Raw genomic sequence first — 16,827 nt, forward strand, 5'->3', positions numbered from 1 at the left:
TGCGGGTCGAGGGCGGAGGTCGTGGGCCCCGTCGCGGCGCGCCGCGGTGCGGCGGACCGTAGGATCCGGCGCATGTCGGACGCCGTGGCCCAGGTGGCGGAGCCGGGTCCCGAGGTGGTCGACCTGGTGGTGCTGGGGGCGGGACCGGCGGGTGTGGCGGCCACCCGGCGGGCGGCGCAGGCGGGCCGGTCGGTGGTGCTGCTGGAGCCGACCGAGCTGCTCGGCGGGCGGGCCTCCAGCCACGAGGTGGCCGGTGTGCGCGTCGACCTGGGCTCGCACCGGGTGCACGAGTCGGTCGACCCCGAGCTGCTGGCCGACCTGCGCGGGCTGCTCGGCACCGACCTGCAGACCCGCGAGCGCGACGGCCGGGTGCGCGTCGCCGGGCGCTGGGTCGGCTACCCGGTGCGTCCCGGCGAGCTGGCGTCGGTGCTGCCCGGGCGCCTGCTGGCGCGGGCCGCCGCCGACACGGTGCTCGGCGTCGCCCGGCGCCGGCACGACGACTCCTACGCCGGGGTGCTCCGGGCCGGCCTCGGGCCCGCGCTGTACGACGCCGTGTACGGCCCGTTCGCCCGCAAGCTCTGGGGGCTCGACGGCGAGCAGCTCGACGCCGAGGAGGCGCGCCGCCGGATCGGCGCGGACTCGGCGTGGAAGGTCGCCGCACGGGCTGGCCGGCACCGCGGCGGGCGAGGCGGCCGCGGGCTGTACCACTACCCGCGCAACGGGTTCGGGCAGATCACCGAGGCGCTGGTGACGGCCGCCCGCGCCGACGGCGCCCGCATCGTGACCGGTGCCCGCCTGCACGCGGTGCGGGCCCGGCACGACGGCGTGCTCGTCGAGTGGGACGGCGGCCGGCTGCTGGCGCGGCACGCCTTCTCGACGCTGCCGCTCACCGCGCTCGGTCGCGTCGCCCGCCCCGCGCCGTCCGCCCAGGCCGCGGGGGACGCCGCCGGGCTGGTGTTCCGCGCGATGGTGCTGGTGTACCTGGTGCACCGCGGCGGCCGCTGGACCGGGCACGACGCGCACTACCTGCCCGGCCCCGAGACGCCGATGACGCGCATCAGCGAGCCGGCGAACTACCGCGACAGCCCCGACGACCCCACCGACCGCAGCGTGCTGTGCGCCGAGATCCCCTGCGCGGTGGGCGATGCGACGTGGTCGGCGGCCCCCGACGACCTGGCCCGCCTGGTGCAGCAGTCGCTCGCCCGGGTGGGCCTGCCGCCGATCGACCTGCCCGCCGAGGGCGGCGTCGAGGTGCGACGGCTGCCGCGGGTGTACCCGGTCTACACGGTCGGGTACCAGCAGCGGCTGGCCGGTCTGTCGGCGTGGGCCGACCGGCTCGCGCACGTCACGGTGCTCGGACGGCTCGGGCTGTTCGTGCACGACACCAGCCACACCGCGATGCGGATGGCGTACGACGCGGCCGACTGCCTGCTGCCGGGCGGCGGGTTCGACCACGCCGCCTGGGCGTCGGCGCGCGAGCGCTCGCGGCGACAGGTGCTGGACGACTGAGCCGTCAGGCCGGGGGAGTCGGCGAGCTCGGCTCGTCGTCGGCAGCCGCCTCGGCGGCCTCGGCGGCCTCGGCGGCCTCGGCGGCCTCGGCGGCCTCGGCGGCCTCGGCCTCGCGGGCGGCGCGCGTCTCGGCGGTCTCGTCGAGGGCGGCCCGCAGCACGGGCTCGACCAGGTCGACCTGCCACGGGCGGCTGCCCAGCTCGGCCAGGCGGTCGGCGATCGCGTCGGGCGCCGGCGGCTGCCAGAGCACGCGGCGCACCGTGTCGGGCGTCATGAGGTTCTCGACCGGCACGGTGAGCCGCTCCGACAGGTCGGCGAGCTCGGTGCGGGCGTAGGTGAGGCGGGCGGCGGCGTCGGGGTCGCGGTCGGCCCAGGCGCGCGGGGGCGGCGGCGCGTCGGAGGGCAGGGTGTGCGGGGGCAGCTCGCGCTCGGACACCTTCTGCCCGCGGGCCACGGCGTCGAGCCAGACGTTGGCGTGCCGGCGGGCGGCCGGCCCGCGGAACCCGGCGAGCGCGGTCAGCTCCTCGACGGTGCGCGGTGCGCCGGCGGCGGCCTCGACGAGCGCGGCGTCCGGCAGCACCCGGCCGGGGGAGACGTCGCGCTTGCGGGCCAGCGCGTCACGGGCCTGCCAGAGCGCGCGGGCGATCGCGAGCTGACGACGCGAGCGCAGCTTGTGCAGCCCGCTGGTGCGGCGCCACGGGTCGACGCGCGGGGCCGGCGGCCCGGCGGCGACCAGGGCCGCGAACTCCTGCTCGGCCCAGCCGAGCTTGCCCTGCTCCTCGAGCAGCCGGGCGACCTCGTCGCGCAGCTGCACCAGCACCTCGACGTCGAGCGCCGCGTAGCGCAGCCACGGGTCGGGCAGCGGGCGGGTCGACCAGTCGACGGCGGAGTGCTCCTTGGCCAGCGTCAGCCCGAGCAGCTGCTCGACGACGGCGCCGAGGCCGACGCGGGGCAGCCCGGCCAGGCGGGCGCCGAGCTCGGTGTCGAACAGCCGGCTGGGCCGCATGCCGACCTCGGCCAGGCACGGCAGGTCCTGCGTCGCGGCGTGCAGCACCCACTCGACGTCGGCGAGCGCGTCGTGCACGGGGGAGAGGTCGGGCAGCGCGGCGGGGTCGATCAACCAGGTGCCCGAGCCCTCGCGGCGCAGCTGCACCAGGTAGGCGGCCTGCCCGTACCGGTAGCCCGACGCGCGCTCGGCGTCGACCGCGACCGGGCCGGTGCCGGCGGCCAGCGCGGCGGCCGCCTCGAGCAGCGCGCGCTCGTCGGTGACGACGTCCGGGACGCCGTCCCGCGGTTCGAGCAGCGGGATGGGGACGGCCTGGGTCACGCGCAGATGCTACGCGGTCGCACCGACACGCCGGTGCGCACCGGTGCTTGCCGCGCGGCGAGCACGTCGCCGGGCGTCAGCTGATGACCCCGGCGCGCAGGGCGAGCATGACCATCTCGGCGCGGTCGCCGGTGCCGACCTTGCGGGCGATGCGGGCCAGGTGGCTCTTGACGGTGAGGGCCGACAGGCCGAGCGCGGCGCCGATCTCCTTGTTGGAGCGGCCGTTCGCGACGTGCTGCAGCACCTCGACCTCGCGGGTCGACAGCTGCTCGGCGAGCCCGCCCGCACCCGGCACGGGCACGACCGCGGCGGGGCGACCCGACACGAGGAAGCAGCGGACGCCGGCCGACAGGGCCGCGCGCACGGTGTAAGGGTCCTCGGCGTGCGACAGGGCGAGCCCGCGCAGCCAGCCGACGGCGCGCAGCTCGCGCAGCAGCGTCAGCCCCGAGCCGTCGGGCAGCGAGACGTCGGCGACGCACATGGCCGGGCCGCCCAGCAGCGCGGCGCGCCGGCGGGCCTCCTCGACGGACGCCGCCTGCACGACCTCGCGCACGCCGAGCGCGCGCAGGGTGCGGCTGACCGACTCGCGCTGACCCTGCGGTCCGATGACGACCAGCGCCGTGAAGCGTCCGGTGCGGGGCAGCGGCGGGAGCCCCACCCGTTCGGTGACAGCAGCCACCGGCACCTCCAGGCTCGTGAACGGCACCCCGGTCGCTCGCTGTAGCGCGCGACGTCGTCCGTCTGGGGGTCTATCGGCACCCCCTGTCGGGTCCTTGACCCATCACCTGTCGACGCGCTGTGACCGACCTGCGGTCGACGGGTCAGCGGTTCAGAGCCGGCGGGCGGGCAGCGCGGTGACGCCGTCCGGCACCGGGGGCAGCCCGGCGACCGTGCACAGCAGGTCGGTCCAGGCCAGCAGGTGCGCGGTGAGGTCGGCGGTCTCCGGCGTCCACGACGCACGCACCTCGACCTCGGCGGACGCCGGCCGGTCGGCGAGCGCCGCGAACGACTGCGACACCACCCGGGTCACCGTGCCGCCCTCGTGCGAGTAGGTCGCACCGCGCTCGTGCAGCGCGTCGACCAGCCACGCCCAGCCGACCTCGCCGAGCACCGGGTCGACGCCCATCTCCGGCTCGAGCGCGGCCCGCACGAACGTCACGGCGCGGAACGTGCCGCCCCACGGGGACGGCGCCGACGGGTCGTGCAGCAGCACGAAGCGGCCGCTCGCCAGCTCGTCGGGGTCGCTCTCGGGGCCGGTCGAGCGCCGCTCGACGACCTCGGCGGTCAGCGCGACGGCGTACGGCGCGATCCGCTGCGGCGCGGGCGCCTCGCCGAGCCGCACCTCGGGCCGCAGCCGGGCCGCGCGCATCGCGGCGAGCGCCTGCTGGAACTCCAGCGGCGCGTCGTCGGGCACGGTGCCGGCGGCCATGCGGGCAGCGTACGTCCGGGTCTCGCGCCCGCGGCGGACGGCGCGCCGGGCGCACGGGCCGGTGCGCGCCACCCGTGGGACCATCGCCGGGTGACCCAGCCCCCGAGCGACGCCCCGCTGCTGCGCGCCTGCCGCCGCCAGCCGACCGACCGGGTGCCGGTGTGGTTCATGCGGCAGGCCGGGCGCTCGCTGCCCGAGTACCGCCGCGTGCGCGAGGGCATCTCGATGCTCGACTCGTGCCGCCGTCCCGACCTCGTCACCGAGATCACCCTGCAGCCGGTGCGCCGCTACGGCGTCGACGCCGCCATCTTCTACAGCGACATCGTGGTGCCGCTGAAGGCGATCGGCGTCGACCTCGACATCGTGCCCGGGGTCGGCCCCGTCGTCGCGCAGCCGTTCGCGTCGGCCGCCGACCTCGACCGGCTGCCCGACCTGACCGTCGACGACGTCCCGTACGTCGACGAGGCGGTGCGCCTGCTGGTCGCCGAGCTCGGCGACACGCCCCTCATCGGGTTCGCCGGCGCGCCGTTCACCCTCGCGTCGTACCTCGTCGAGGGCGGTCCGTCGAAGGGGCACGAGCGCACCAAGGCGCTGATGCACGGCGACCCGCAGCTGTGGCACGCCCTGCTGTCGCGGCTGGCGGCGATCACCGGCGCGTTCCTGCGGGTGCAGGCGCAGGCCGGGGCGAGCGCGGTGCAGCTGTTCGACTCGTGGGTCGGCTCGCTGCCGCTGGCCGACTACCTCACGCACGTGCAGCCGCACTCGGCCGCGGCGCTCGCCGCCGTCGCCGACCTCGACGTGCCGCGCATCCACTTCGGGGTCGGCACCGGCGAGCTGCTGGCCGCGATGGGCGAGGCCGGCGCCGACGTCGTGGGCGTCGACTTCCGCGTACCGCTCGACGAGGCCAGCCGCCGCATCGGCCCCGACCGCGCCGTGCAGGGCAACCTCGACCCGGCCCTGCTCTCGGTGCCGCCCGAGGTGCTCGAGCGGCACGTCCTCCGCACCCTCGAGGCCGGCAGCCGCACCCCCGGTCACGTCTTCAACCTCGGCCACGGCGTCCCGCCCGGCACCGACCCCGCTGCCCTGCAACGGGTCGTCGACGTCGTGCACGCCTGGACGCCGCCGGCGAGCTAGACGGGTGGGGCCGCGGGCAGGCCCTGCGTCGGCACGGGCGCCGGGCGCCGGGCTGCGCGGCGGCGCAGCACGACCACCAGCGGGACGAGCACGAGCGCGAACAGGATCGCGAACGGCAGCAGCGCGCCGACGACCGTGACGAGCACCTTCGCGCTGGCGCCGAGGGCGTGCCAGCCGCCGAGCAGGCCGTCGACGAACCCGTTGTGCTGCTTCGGCTGCACGGCGGCGACGCCCTTCGGCTGCAGGCTCACGGTGAACGTCGACAGCGCCGCCGAGTCGGAGAGCACCTTGAGCTGGGCCTCGAGCGACTCGAGGTCGGCCTGGCGCTTCGACAGCTCGCCCTCGACCTGCACGACCTGGCCGACGGTGGTGGCCTTCGCCAGCAGCGCCCGCACCCGCTGCACGCTGGCGCGCTGCGACGCGAGGCGGCTCTCGGTGTCGACGACCTTCGCGGTGACGTCCTCGCTCGACTGCGACCGGTCGACGAGCCGCCCGACGCCGGCGACCCGGCTCATCACGCCGTCCAGCCCGGCGGTCGGCACGCGCAGGGTCAGCACCGAGCTGGCGTCCGACCCGGCGCCGCCGGCGGTGGTCTGCTCGTCCTGCACGAACCCCTTGGCGGCGGTGACGATCGAGCGCACCTTCACCCCCGCCGCCTCGACGTCGGCGGCCTCGACGGTCATCGCCGCGGTGCGCACGATCCTGCGCTCGGTCACCAGCGGCGCCGCCTGCTGACCGCCCGAGGAGCCCTTCTCGTCGGACGGCGCGGCCGGGGCGTCGCCCTGGGCGCGCGCCGCGCCGTCCTGCACCTCGGCCGACCCGGCCGACCCGGACGACGCGCCGCCGGAGTCGTCCCCGCCGCCGCCGCACCCGCCCAGCACGCTGCCCGCCAGCAGCACCGCCCCCACCACCGTCACGACCCGACGTCCACGCACGGTCCTCACCCCTTCTCGGTCCAGGCATCGTCGGGCCTGGGACGACGCGGTGTCCGGCGGTCGTTCCACCCGGGACGTCTCGATCGCATCACGGTCTGCGAGGGTGGGCCGGTGGCACGGGTCGTGGTGGTGGGCGCGGGCATCGGCGGGCTGGCTGCGGCGCAGCGGCTGCTGGCCGAGCGACCCGGCCTGGACGTCGTGGTGCTCGACGCCGCCGGCCGGGTCGGGGGCAAGCTCGCGCTGGGCGAGGTGGGCGGTCTGACCGTCGACCTGGGTGCCGAGTCGCTGCTGGCCCGGCGCCCGGAGGCGGTCGACCTGGCCCGGGCGGTGGGCCTGGGGGACGACCTGGTGACCCCGCGCTCGGCCGGTGCGCTGGTGCGCTCCGGGGGCCGCCTGCACCCGCTCCCGACCGGCACGGTGATGGGCGTGCCGTCGCGCACCGAGGGCCTCGACGGGCTGCTGCCCCGGCGCGCCGTCGACGCCGTCGCCGCCGAGCCGCGCACGCCCCACGAACGGTTGACCGACGACACCGACGTGGCGACCTTCGTCCGCGGGCGGGTGGGCGACGACGTCGTGGCCCGGCTGGTCGAGCCGCTGCTGGGTGGGGTGTACGCCGGGCACGCGGAGCGGCTGTCGCTGCGGGCGACGGTCCCCGCGCTGTGGGAGGCCGCCGTCAGCGGCGGGTCGGTGGTCGAGCGGGCGGCCGCCGCGACCAGGGCCGGCACGGCGACGGCGGGGCCGGTCTTCGCCGGGGTGCGCGGCGGTGTCGGACGCCTGCCGCTCGCGGTCGCCGACGCCGTGCGCGCGGCGGGCGGTGACGTGCGCACCGGTGCAACGGTTCGCGAGCTGCGCCGGACGCCGTTCGGCTGGCGGCTGGTCGTCGGCCCGACGACCGCACCCGAGGTGCTGGACGCCGACGCCGTGGTCGTCGCGGTGCCGCCACCGGCGGCTGCCCGGCTGCTGCGCGACGTCGCACCCGTCGCGGCCTCGACGCTCGCCGGGGTCGAGCTGGCCAGCCTGGCGCTGGTCACCGCGGTGCTGCCGCGCGCCGCGGCCGACCTGCTCCCCGCGGGCTCCGGGGTGCTGGTGCCACCGGTCGAGGGCCGCGTCGTCAAGGCCGTCACGGCGTCGTCGGCGAAGTGGCCGTGGCTCGACGACCGCGACGCCGAGCACGTCGTCGTCCGCGCCTCGGTGGGCCGCCACGGCGATGAGCGCGACCTGCAGCTCGACGACGACGCGCTGACCGCGCGGGTGCTCGCCGACCTCACCGGCGTGCTCGACCTGCGCGAGCCGCTGCGGCCGGTCGCCACCGCCGTCACCCGGTGGGGCGGGGGCCTGCCGCAGTACGCCGTCGGGCACGTCGACGCGATGGCCCTGGTGCGGCGCGAGGTGGCGCGTCGTCCGGGGCTCGCGGTGGCCGGCGCGGCGTACGACGGGGTGGGGGTGCCGGCGGTGATCGCGTCGGCGCACCGGGCCGCGCGCGACGTCCTGAGCCACCTGGGAGACTCGACCCCATGAGCGAGCAGACCGACCAGAAGCCGAAGGCGCGCGACATCAACGACACCATCCGGTACGCGATGTGGTCGGTGTTCGCCGCGCCGCAGCCGGTGCAGGGCGACCGCGCCGCGCTGGCGGCCGAGGTCGAGGCGCTGCTGGCCGAGCTCGTCGACGAGGGGCTCGTGGTGCGCGGCTGGTACGACGTGGCCGGGCTGCGCGCCGACGCCGACCTGATGGTGTGGTGGCACGCCCCGACCGTCGAGACCGTCCAGCGCGCCTACCAGCGGTTGCGGCGCAGCGAGCTCGGCCGCCAGCTGCTGCCGGTCTGGTCGAACGTCGCGCTGCACCGCCCGGCGGAGTTCAACAAGGGCCACGTGCCGGCGTTCATGGCGGGGGAGGAGGCGCGGGCGTACGTCTGCGTCTACCCGTTCGTGCGCTCCTACGAGTGGTACCTGCTGCCGGACGCCGAGCGCCGCGACATGCTCGTCGAGCACGGCAAGGCCGCGCGCGGCTACCCCGACGTCCGGGCCAACACGGTGTCGTCGTTCGCGCTCGGCGACTACGAGTGGGTGCTGGCGTTCGAGGCCGACGAGCTGCACCGCATCGTCGACCTCATGCGCGACCTGCGGGCGACCGACGCCCGCCGGCACGTCCGCGAGGAGATCCCGTTCTACACCGGTCCCCGCGCGGACCTGCCGGAGCTGGTCGAGCGCCTGCCCTGAGCGGTCAGGCCTTCGGCCGCAGCGTCATCGAGACGCTGTTGATGCAGTAGCGCTGGTCGGTCGGCGTCGGGTAGCCCTCGCCGGAGAAGACGTGCCCGAGGTGCGAGCCGCAGGTGGCGCAGCGCACCTCGGTGCGCACGCTGCCGAACGAGCGGTCCTCGATGTACTCGACCTTGCCCTCCTCGGGGGCGTAGAACGACGGCCACCCGCAGTGCGACTCGAACTTGGTGTCGCTGGTGAACAGCTCGGTGCCGCACGCGCGACAGGCGTAGACGCCCTCGGTGGTGGTGTCGGTGTACTCGCCGACGAACGGCCGCTCGGTGCCGGCCTCGCGCAGCACGTGGAACTCCTCGGCGCTCAGCTGCTCGCGCCACTCGGCGTCGTCTTTCACGACGAGGTACTGGGTGGTGGTCGGCTTCATGGCAGGTCCCTTCGAGAAGATGCTCACGACGTCTCAACACCCTGCCGGTGGCGGGCGTTCCCGGGTGGCGGGCAGCGGCCGACCGCGCTTGCATGGACGGAGCGGCTTCGATCGGCGAAGCCCGGCAGGCAGAGGCGGCACCCCATGAGCGTCGGACGGTTGATCGCACGAGGCGTCGTCGGAGGGCTGTTCGTGGGCCACGGCCTGCAGAAGCTGACCGGCGCGTTCGGCGGGCCGGGCATCGAGGGCTTCTCCGGCGCGATGGAGAGCATGCAGATGCGCCCCGCCCGCCGCAACGCCTACGCGGCCGGCGTCACCGAGACCGCGGGCGGCGCGGCGCTGGTGCTGGGGCTGTTCACGCCGCTGGCCGCCGCCAGCCTGATCGGCACGATGATCACCGCGATCCGCAAGGTGCACCTGAGCAACGGCCCGTGGAACACCGACGGCGGCTGGGAGTACAACGGCACGCTGATCGCGGCCGTCGCCTCGCTCGCCGAGACCGGTCCCGGCGCCGTCTCGCTCGACCGCGCGCTCGGGATCGAGAAGACCGGCCCGAAGTGGGCGCTCGGCGCGCTGGCCCTGGGCGCCGTCGCGTCGACCGCGGCGATCGAGCTGGGGAAGCGCGGCCCCGCCGCCGAGCCCGCCGAGCAGGCCTGACGACGGGGCGCGCCCCCGGCTAGCGGACCGACAGGCGCACGACCTGCGGGTCGTGGTCGCTGTCCTGGTCGGCGAACTCCGCGTTCGTGTGCACGACGTCGTACGAGAGCCGCTTGCGCAGCCCCTGGCTCACCAGGATGTGGTCCAGCACCTGGCTGTTGCCCTCGTAGACGTACGTGTACCGCTCGGACGCCGGGAGCGTGCGCGGCAGGTCGATCAGCGCCGTCCGCCCCGAGCCGACCAGGATGTCGGCCGTCTGCGAGAACTCGAAGTCGTTGAGGTCCCCGAGCACCACCACGCGGGCCCTGCGGTCGACTGCCAGCACGTCGTCGACGAAGGCGCGCACGGCGGTCGCCTGGGCGTGCCGCTGCACCTCGCTCGAGCGCTCCGGCTGCTGGTAGCGGCCCATCAGGGGCTGGTCGCCGCCCTTGCTGGCGAAGTGGTTGGCGACGACGAAGACGTCCTTCCCGCGGAACCGGAGCTGCGCCGCGAGCGGCTTGCGCGAGCTGGTCCACGCCGGGTTCGCCGGGTCGATGCGGCCGGGGCTGACCGACAGCTGCGGCTTCCCGCGGCGCGAGGTCACGGTCACCGGGGTGGTGGCGTCGCCGCCGGGCCGGTCGACGAACGAGACGCCGCGGGCCGGGTCGAAGAGCAGCACCTGGCGGATGTTGCCGCCCGGCTGGCCGCCGTCGGTGTCGTTCGTCGGGTCGATCCACCGCGCGTCGTAGCGCGGGCCGCCGGCAGCGGCGATCGCCGCCACCAGCTTGCTCACCGTGACACCGCTGGTGACCGTGCCGTCGTCCGTCGCGCCGGTGTCGTCCTGGATCTCCTCCAGCGCCAGGACGTCGGGCGAGGCCAGGTTGCGCACGATCTGGCCGGCCAGCCGCTCGAACTTCGTGGCCGGGTCGCTCGGCGCGAGGTTCTCGACGTTGAACGTCGCGACCGACAGCTCCTTGCGGCCGGCGGCCTGCGTCGTCTCGCGCCGCAGGTGCCGGTCCTGGACGGTCGGCAGCGCGGTGACCAGCAGCTCGTAGTTCGAGAACGAGTAGTCGACGACGCCTGTCGTGGTGCCGGTGACGGTGTCACCCACGTTCGCGGCCGGCATGTCCGGCGCGAGCAGCGCACCGTCGAGCTGGATGCGCGAGGTGTTCGGGTGGTCGTACCCGGAGTAGACGACCCCGCCCCGGCGCGAGGTCACGGTCTGCGCCGGACGCCCCGGGACGACGGTGATCTCGCCGAAGTCGTTGGTGGGGCCGACGACGCGGGCGTCGCGGACGGCGACCCGCATGCCCTCGAGCGACTCGTAGAAGTCGAGCGCGCCCGTGGCCGGGTCGAACGGCGCGAGCTCGACGTCGCCCGGGTCGCCGGGCTCGACGGTCTGCGGCGGCGCGACGCGGTCGACGCCGAGCAGCACCGGCGCCGGCAGGGGAGCGGTGCCGGTGACGGTCACGGTCGGCCGGCTGAGCTCGGTGGTGGTCAGGTTGGTGGCACCGCCCGCGCGGTACTCGGTCACCGTGCCGGCCAGCGACACGGCGTCCCCGACGTGCTCGGTCGGGGCGCTGCTGGTGAAGACGTACAGCCCCTCGCTGGTGGACGGGTCGGTGTCGGGCTGCGTGCTCGAGACGTAGAAGCCGTTGCTGCGCAGCGCGGTCACGACGCCGCGCAGACCGGTGACGGCCTTCCCCTCGAGCGGCGAGCGGTGCGCGGCGCCCTGCACCTGCGCGATGGTCGCCTCCTGCGCCGGGGGAGGGGGTGTCGTCCCACCGCCCGCGCCGCAGGCGTGCCCGCCGGCGGCCGTGCCCTGCGGCGTCGGCGCGCCGGCGGTGAAGTCGGTCGCGTTGGCGTCGGTGTCGCTGCACGAGCCGGAGCGGGCGACCGAGGTGGTGTTCGACGCTGCGGGCGCGGGGGCGCCCTCAGACAGGTTGGCGGTGCCGTAGCCGACCCGGTCGACGAGCGCGCCGTCGTGCAGCAGGTCGACGCGACCGGACGTGCCGCTGAGGTTGCTCGCCCCCGTCACGTCGGGCGACGGCAGCGGCGTCGTGCCACCGGCCCCGGCGCCGAGCTGCACCAGGTAGCTGGCGCCCGCGGGCACCGAGCCGGTGAGGTCGACGGGTGCGGTGGCGGTGCCGCCCGCGGAGGCGTACTGCACCTGCCAGCCGGACAGGTCGACCGCAGCGGTGCCCAGGTTGTAGAGCTCGACGAAGTCGTTGGTGTACGTCGCGCCGGAGTTGCCCCCGCCGCCGTACACCTCGCTCACGACGACGGACGTGGAGGCGGCGAGAGCAGGTGCGGGCGCGGCCAGGGTGAGGCCGGTGGCCGCGAGGGCCGCGCCGAGGGGGACGGCGAGCAGTCGCGTCGGGTGCGACACGGGCATGGGTGCTCCAGGGTCGGGGGCGGGGTGGCCCGTGTCTACCAGCCCGAAATGCCCCGAGAACACCTTCTGCGGGCAAAGACGCGGTGAATGCCGGGATCGCGTGCCGCGGCCCGGCGCTGTCGGCGCGCCGCCCTAGGCTCTCGGCATGGCGGCTGACGCGGTGGTCCTCGAGCTCGACGCGCCCGACGCGCCCGACGGCGTCCGGCAGCAGCGGCTCTCGAGCCCGGGGCGGCTGGTGTGGCCCGAGGCGGGCGTCACGAAGCGCGACCTGGCCGACTACTGGGTGGCCGTGGCGCCGGCCGCACTGCGCGCCCTGGCCCGGCGTCCGGTCACGCTCGAACGGTTCCGCGACGGCGTCGGCGGCGAGGCGTTCTTCTCGAAGAACCCGCCCAAGGGGATGCCGGAGTGGATCGAGACCGTCGAGCTCACCTACCCCAGCGGACGCCGGCACCCGCAGGTCGTGGTGAGCGAGATCGCCACGCTGGTGTGGGCGGCGCAGATGTCGACCATCACCGTGCACCCCTGGCCGGTGCGGGTGCCGGACGTCGACCGGCCCGACGAGCTGCGCATCGACCTGGACCCGCAGCCGGGCCGCACGTTCGCCGACGCCGCCACCGCCGCGGTGCTGCTGCGCGAGCTGATGGGCGAGCTCGGCCTGACCGCGTTCGTGAAGACGTCCGGCAACCGCGGCGTGCACGTGTTCGCGCGGATCCGCCCCGAGCACGAGTTCCTCGAGGTGCGGCACGCGGTGATCGGCATCGGCCGCGAGCTCGAGCGGCGCGACCCCGACCTGGTGACGATGGCCTGGTGGAAGGAGGAGCGCGGGAGGCGGATCTTCGTCGACTTCAACCAGAGCAACCGCGACCGCACCATCGCGGCCGCGTGGAGCCCCCGCCCGCTGCCGCACGCCCCGGTGTCGACGCCGCTGTCGTGGGACGAGCTGGCCGGCACCGACCCCGCGCTGCTCACCGTGCGCTCGGTGCCCGAGCGGCTGGCCGACGGCGACCCGTGGGCCGCGATGGACGACGCGGTCGGCTCGATCGACGCCGCCCTCGACCTGTGGCGCGCCGACGTCGAGGAGCGCGGGCTGGGCGAGCTGAGCTTCCCGCCCGACTACCCGAAGATGCCCGGCGAGCCGCCGCGGGTGCAGCCCAGCCGCAAGGTCGCGGCCCACTGGACGGACGGGGACTGACGTGTTCTGGCAGCTGACCATCGACGCGAACGACCCGGCGCGGCTGACGGCGTTCTGGGGGCAGGCGCTCGGGTGGAGCGGCACGCCACCGGAGCCGCCGCAGGCGCCCGACACCGTGTGGTGGGCGCACTACCGCGGGCGCCTCGACGGTGCCCCGGCGTTCGCCGACCGGCTGTTCGACCCCGAGGGGCTGCGGCCGGCGCTGTGGTTCCAGCAGGTGCCGGAGGAGAAGGCCGGCAAGAACCGGCTGCACCTCGACCTGTACCCGACCGGACGCGACGACGCGATGCCGTACGAGCGGCGGGCGGAGGTCGTCGAGGCGCTGGTGGCCGAGCTGCTCGACCTCGGCGCCACGCGGGTCGGCACCGTGGCGGACGACGACCCGAGCGACCTCGTGTACTTCGTGACCCTGCGCGACCCGGAGGGGAACGAGTTCTGCGTGTCGTGAACCCGGTCACCTCCGGTTGACAACCTGTCGTCTGCGGATGACGCTGCGAGACAACAGGATCGGACGTCGAGCCCAGGCGGACCCTTTCACCCTCGATGGCGAGCAGGTGACGACGATGCACCAGAAGATCGGCACAGAGGTCCTGGACCTGCGAGACACCGACGAGCCCACGGCCGAGACCGAGGCGCTGCGCCAGCGCGTGTCCGACCTCGAGGCGCAGGTCGAGAGCCTGCGGGCCGAGGTGGTCACCCGCGCCCGCGTCGCGCAGGCCACCGGCATCCTCATGGCGACGTACCGGCTGCCGGCCGGTGGCGCCCGCGAGATGCTGCACGCCGCCGCGGGGCAGCACGACCTCACGCCGTACGAGCTCGCGGTGCGGGTGACCGAGGCGGGCGAGCTGCCCGTCGAGCTGCCGCAGGGGCGGCTGCCGCAGTCGGCCCGCCGTCCGCGCGGTCGCCCCAGCCGCTAGGCCGGGCGGGTTCGACCCACTCAGTGCAGCGGGTCGTGGCCCCAGTTCATCAGCGAGTACCGCCACCGCGAGTGCTCGACGTCGCTCTTCGGGCCGCCCTGCGTCAGGTGCCGGTGCACGTAGCCGGTGACCCTGCGCATGTGCTCGTGGTCGTCGTCGGTGAGGTCGGCGACCTTCGTCCGCTTGATCTCGACGATGCGGCGGCCGCTCTCGTGCCCGACCGACTCGCCCTCGCCGACGCCGACGCGCTTGCTGTCGTCGGTCTGCAGCCAGTCCTCGAGCTGCTTCGGCGTCATGTTCACCGCCTCGTCGAAGTCGCGGCGGATGCCCTTGCGCTCGTCGTCGTCCATGCGCACGACCCTGGCACGCCCGTCGTCCGCCGCACCTCGGCTCGCCGTCGACCGCGCCGGGCGCCAGGCTGTGGGGATGGTGAGGGACACGGACCGCGACAGCCTGGACGACCCGGACGCCGGACCGCTGAACGCGGCCGAGCAGGACCCGGTGCCGGAGAAGCAGGACGGCGCACCCGACCACGTGCCGGACGCGCCGGTGGGCGAGCAGGACCCGGTCGACGGCACCGGCTACCACGAGGGTGCCGAACAGGTGCCCGGCGACCACGGCGGGCCGAGCTGAGCGCTCAGCCCAGGAAGGTCGTGCCCGCGTAGACGTGCAGCACGGGCACGCCGAGCTCGTCGCGGGCGCGGCTGGCCCAGTCGCGGTGGAAGGTGTCCTCGACCGCGTGCGGGCGGGTCACCACGACCACCTCGCGGGCGCCGAGCCGTTCGACGTGAGCGCGCAGCGCCGGCAGCGGGTCGTCGCCGGTGACCTCGCCCTCGGCCTCGACGCCGGCCGCCCGCAGCGCGCTGAGCGAGGCGTCGAGCGCCTGGGCGGCGGTGGCCCGTGCCTCGTGCTGCCCGGGCTGGTGGCGCACCTCGGCCAGGGCGGCGCGCAGCTCGAGCAGGCTGAGGTGGTCGAGGACGTCCGCGAGCAGGTTGCGCTCGGTGTCGGCCGGCACCAGCACCCGGTAGCCGGGACGCACGTCGTCCGCGGCGTGCAGGGCGACGATGCGTTCGGCGTCGCCGGCCTGCAGGGCCTGCTCGGTCAGCAGGACGACGAGGTCTGCCACGGGTGCTCCTGGTGGTATGGGGTGTCGAGGCCGTGGCGATCCTGGCACAGCGGGGTCAGGCGCCGGACAGCACGTCGGTGACGCGGAAGCGCACCGGCCGGTCGAGCTGCTCGTAGGTGCAGCTGGCCGGCTCGCGGTCGGGCCGCCAGCGCAGGAACTGCGCCGTGTGCCGGAACCGCACGCCCTCCATCGCGTCGTACTTCACCTCGACGACCAGCTCGGGCCGCAGCGGGGTGAACGAGAGGTCCTTGCCGCCGTTCCACCGGCTGCCCTCGCCCTTGCGCGGCGTGCGCTCGCCCTCCTCCTGCCGGGCCCAGGCCCACGGGTGGTCGTCGAAGTCGGTGACCAGCGGCTGCAGCTCGGCGAACAGCTCGCGGCGCCGCGCCATGGTGAACGCGCCGATCACGCCGACCGAGGCCAGGTGGCCCTCCTCGTCGTACAGCCCGAGCAGCAGCGAGCCGATCGCGTCCGGCCCCGACTTGTGCACCCGGTAGCCGGCCACGACGCAGTCGGCGCTGCGCACGTGCTTGATCTTCGTCATGACGCGCTTGTCGGGCTGGTAGCGCAGGTCGAGCTTCTTGGAGATGACCCCGTCGAGCCCCGCGCCCTCGAAGCGCTCGAACCACTGCGCGGCCTCCTCGACGTCACGGGTCGCCGGCGTGACGTGCACCGGCGGCGCGGCGTGCGCGAGGGCCTGCTCGAGCATCGCCCGCCGCTGCTCGAACGGCAGCCCGCGCAGGTCGTCGTCGCCGAGCGCCACGAGGTCGAACGCCACGAAGCTGGCCGGCGTCTCGACCGACAGCTTCCGCACGCGGCTGTCGGCCGGGTGGATGCGCTGCTGCAGCGCCTCGAAGTCGAGCCGGTTGCGGGCGACGTCGGCGACGACGATCTCGCCGTCGACCACCACCCGCTCGGGCAGGTTCGCCAGCACCGCCTCGACGACCTCGGGGAAGTACCGGGTCATCGGCTTCTCGTTGCGGCTGCCGATCACCACCTCGTCGCCGTCGCGGAAGATCACCGACCGGAAGCCGTCCCACTTCGGCTCGTAGTGCTGGCCGGGCGGGATCTCGGCCGCGACCTTGGCCAGCATCGGCGCGAGCGGTGGCATGACGGGCAGCTGCACGGGCGCCAGTCAACCAGGCGGCTCCGACACCGGCAGCCGGTCGCCGCGTGGCACGATGCGCCGGTGACCTCGCCGCGCGCCGTCCCGGGCTGGCGCCCGCTCGCCGGGGTGCTGGCCTCCAGCGGCGTGCTCCACCTGGTGCGCCCCGGGCCGTTCGCGTCGATCGTGCCGCGGTGGCTGGGCGACCCGGTGCCCTGGGTGCACGGCTCCGGTGTCGCCGAGATCGCCTGCGCGGTGGGGCTCGCCCTGCCCCGCACCCGCCGGGTGGCGGCCCTGTCGACAGCCGCGCTCTTCGTCGCCGTCTTCCCCGCGAACGTGCAGATGGCGGTCACCGCGCTGCGCTCGGAGCGGGCGTCCACCGCGTTCCAGGTCGTGGCGCTGGCCCGGCTGCCGCTGCAGGTGCCGCTGGTGCTGTGGGCGCTGCGGGTGCGCCGGAGGTCGTCCTGAGCCGCGCGGGGACCGCG

19 protein-coding genes are annotated in these 16,827 nt (G+C 75.6%); 10 read left to right on the forward strand and 9 right to left on the reverse strand.

The features are described from left to right. Positions 1-72 precede the first annotated feature (72 nt). A complete protein-coding gene (locus ACYVI6_RS03550; protein WP_460445051.1) occupies positions 73-1,509 on the forward strand; it encodes a protoporphyrinogen/coproporphyrinogen oxidase in 1,437 nt (478 codons plus the stop codon). A gap of 4 nt (positions 1,510-1,513) precedes the next feature. Here the strand turns inward: ACYVI6_RS03550 and ACYVI6_RS03555 are convergent, their stop codons facing one another. From ACYVI6_RS03555 to ACYVI6_RS03565, 3 genes are all read right to left on the reverse strand, one after another. Continuing rightward, positions 1,514-2,836: an HRDC domain-containing protein gene (locus tag ACYVI6_RS03555; protein WP_460445052.1), complete on the reverse strand. Its 1,323-nt coding sequence runs from the start codon at positions 2,834-2,836 to the stop codon at positions 1,514-1,516. A gap of 76 nt (positions 2,837-2,912) precedes the next feature. Further along, positions 2,913-3,527: a response regulator transcription factor gene (locus ACYVI6_RS03560; RefSeq protein WP_460445086.1), complete on the reverse strand. Its 615-nt coding sequence runs from the start codon at positions 3,525-3,527 to the stop codon at positions 2,913-2,915. Positions 3,528-3,665: 138 nt separating this feature from the next. Continuing rightward, positions 3,666-4,265 carry a DUF3000 domain-containing protein gene (locus ACYVI6_RS03565; protein WP_460445053.1) on the reverse strand — a complete coding sequence of 200 codons (600 nt, stop codon included), beginning with the start codon at positions 4,263-4,265 and terminating at the stop codon, positions 3,666-3,668. A gap of 90 nt (positions 4,266-4,355) precedes the next feature. On the opposite strand from ACYVI6_RS03565, the gene hemE reads away from it, so the two are divergent. Next, positions 4,356-5,399: a uroporphyrinogen decarboxylase gene (gene hemE, locus ACYVI6_RS03570; protein WP_460445054.1), complete on the forward strand. Its 1,044-nt coding sequence runs from the start codon at positions 4,356-4,358 to the stop codon at positions 5,397-5,399. Here the strand turns inward: hemE and ACYVI6_RS03575 are convergent. After that, positions 5,396-6,334, reverse strand: coding sequence for a DUF4349 domain-containing protein (locus tag ACYVI6_RS03575; RefSeq protein WP_460445055.1), 939 nt, complete (start codon positions 6,332-6,334; stop codon positions 5,396-5,398). The genes hemE and ACYVI6_RS03575 overlap by 4 nt on opposite strands. A gap of 111 nt (positions 6,335-6,445) precedes the next feature. Here ACYVI6_RS03575 and hemG point away from each other — a divergent pair, with 111 nt between their 5' ends. Together hemG and hemQ are read left to right on the forward strand one after the other, a co-directional pair. Then, positions 6,446-7,852 carry a protoporphyrinogen oxidase gene (gene hemG / locus ACYVI6_RS03580; protein WP_460445056.1) on the forward strand — a complete coding sequence of 469 codons (1,407 nt, stop codon included), beginning with the start codon at positions 6,446-6,448 and terminating at the stop codon, positions 7,850-7,852. Next, complete coding sequence (gene hemQ, locus ACYVI6_RS03585) at positions 7,849-8,553, forward strand: hydrogen peroxide-dependent heme synthase (RefSeq protein ID WP_460445057.1); 705 nt, start codon at positions 7,849-7,851, stop codon at positions 8,551-8,553. Before hemG ends, hemQ begins: the two co-directional genes overlap by 4 nt. Before the next feature lie 4 nt (positions 8,554-8,557). Here the strand turns inward: hemQ and msrB are convergent, their stop codons facing one another. Then, entirely contained in the window at positions 8,558-8,974 is a 417-nt protein-coding gene (gene msrB / locus ACYVI6_RS03590) for a peptide-methionine (R)-S-oxide reductase MsrB (protein ID WP_460445058.1), read from the reverse strand. Positions 8,975-9,118: 144 nt separating this feature from the next. On the opposite strand from msrB, the gene ACYVI6_RS03595 reads away from it, so the two are divergent. Further along, entirely contained in the window at positions 9,119-9,631 is a 513-nt protein-coding gene (locus ACYVI6_RS03595) for a DoxX family protein (RefSeq protein WP_460445059.1), read from the forward strand. A 19-nt stretch (positions 9,632-9,650) separates the two neighbouring features. On the opposite strand, the gene ACYVI6_RS03600 is transcribed toward ACYVI6_RS03595, so the two are convergent. Further along, entirely contained in the window at positions 9,651-12,005 is a 2,355-nt protein-coding gene (locus ACYVI6_RS03600; protein WP_460445060.1) for a lamin tail domain-containing protein, read from the reverse strand. A gap of 145 nt (positions 12,006-12,150) precedes the next feature. Between ACYVI6_RS03600 and ligD the strand changes: the two genes are divergently transcribed. From ligD to ACYVI6_RS03615, 3 genes are all read left to right on the forward strand, one after another. Next, a complete protein-coding gene (gene ligD, locus ACYVI6_RS03605) occupies positions 12,151-13,197 on the forward strand; it encodes a non-homologous end-joining DNA ligase (RefSeq protein WP_460445061.1) in 1,047 nt (348 codons plus the stop codon). Between the two features lies 1 nt (position 13,198). After that, positions 13,199-13,645 carry a VOC family protein gene (locus ACYVI6_RS03610; RefSeq protein WP_460445062.1) on the forward strand — a complete coding sequence of 149 codons (447 nt, stop codon included), beginning with the start codon at positions 13,199-13,201 and terminating at the stop codon, positions 13,643-13,645. Between the two features lie 115 nt (positions 13,646-13,760). Further along, the gene (locus ACYVI6_RS03615; RefSeq protein ID WP_460445087.1) at positions 13,761-14,114 is read left to right on the forward strand and encodes an ANTAR domain-containing protein; all 354 of its coding nucleotides are present in this window, start codon (positions 13,761-13,763) and stop codon (positions 14,112-14,114) included. 20 nt (positions 14,115-14,134) lie between these two features. On the opposite strand, the gene ACYVI6_RS03620 is transcribed toward ACYVI6_RS03615, so the two are convergent. Further along, positions 14,135-14,464, reverse strand: coding sequence for a DUF3140 domain-containing protein (locus tag ACYVI6_RS03620; protein ID WP_460445063.1), 330 nt, complete (start codon positions 14,462-14,464; stop codon positions 14,135-14,137). 76 nt (positions 14,465-14,540) lie between these two features. Here ACYVI6_RS03620 and ACYVI6_RS03625 point away from each other — a divergent pair, with 76 nt between their 5' ends. Continuing rightward, positions 14,541-14,747 carry a hypothetical protein gene (locus ACYVI6_RS03625; RefSeq protein WP_460445064.1) on the forward strand — a complete coding sequence of 69 codons (207 nt, stop codon included), beginning with the start codon at positions 14,541-14,543 and terminating at the stop codon, positions 14,745-14,747. Positions 14,748-14,751: 4 nt separating this feature from the next. Here ACYVI6_RS03625 and ACYVI6_RS03630 read toward each other — a convergent pair whose 3' ends face one another. Further along, entirely contained in the window at positions 14,752-15,240 is a 489-nt protein-coding gene (locus ACYVI6_RS03630; RefSeq protein ID WP_460445065.1) for a hypothetical protein, read from the reverse strand. Positions 15,241-15,295: 55 nt separating this feature from the next. Then, a complete protein-coding gene (locus tag ACYVI6_RS03635) occupies positions 15,296-16,363 on the reverse strand; it encodes an ATP-dependent DNA ligase (protein WP_460445066.1) in 1,068 nt (355 codons plus the stop codon). Between the two features lie 63 nt (positions 16,364-16,426). Between ACYVI6_RS03635 and ACYVI6_RS03640 the strand changes: the two genes are divergently transcribed. After that, a complete protein-coding gene (locus ACYVI6_RS03640; RefSeq protein ID WP_284287267.1) occupies positions 16,427-16,810 on the forward strand; it encodes a DoxX family protein in 384 nt (127 codons plus the stop codon). The last annotated feature ends 17 nt before the right edge of the window (positions 16,811-16,827 follow it).

This window comes from Angustibacter aerolatus (assembly GCF_054776675.1).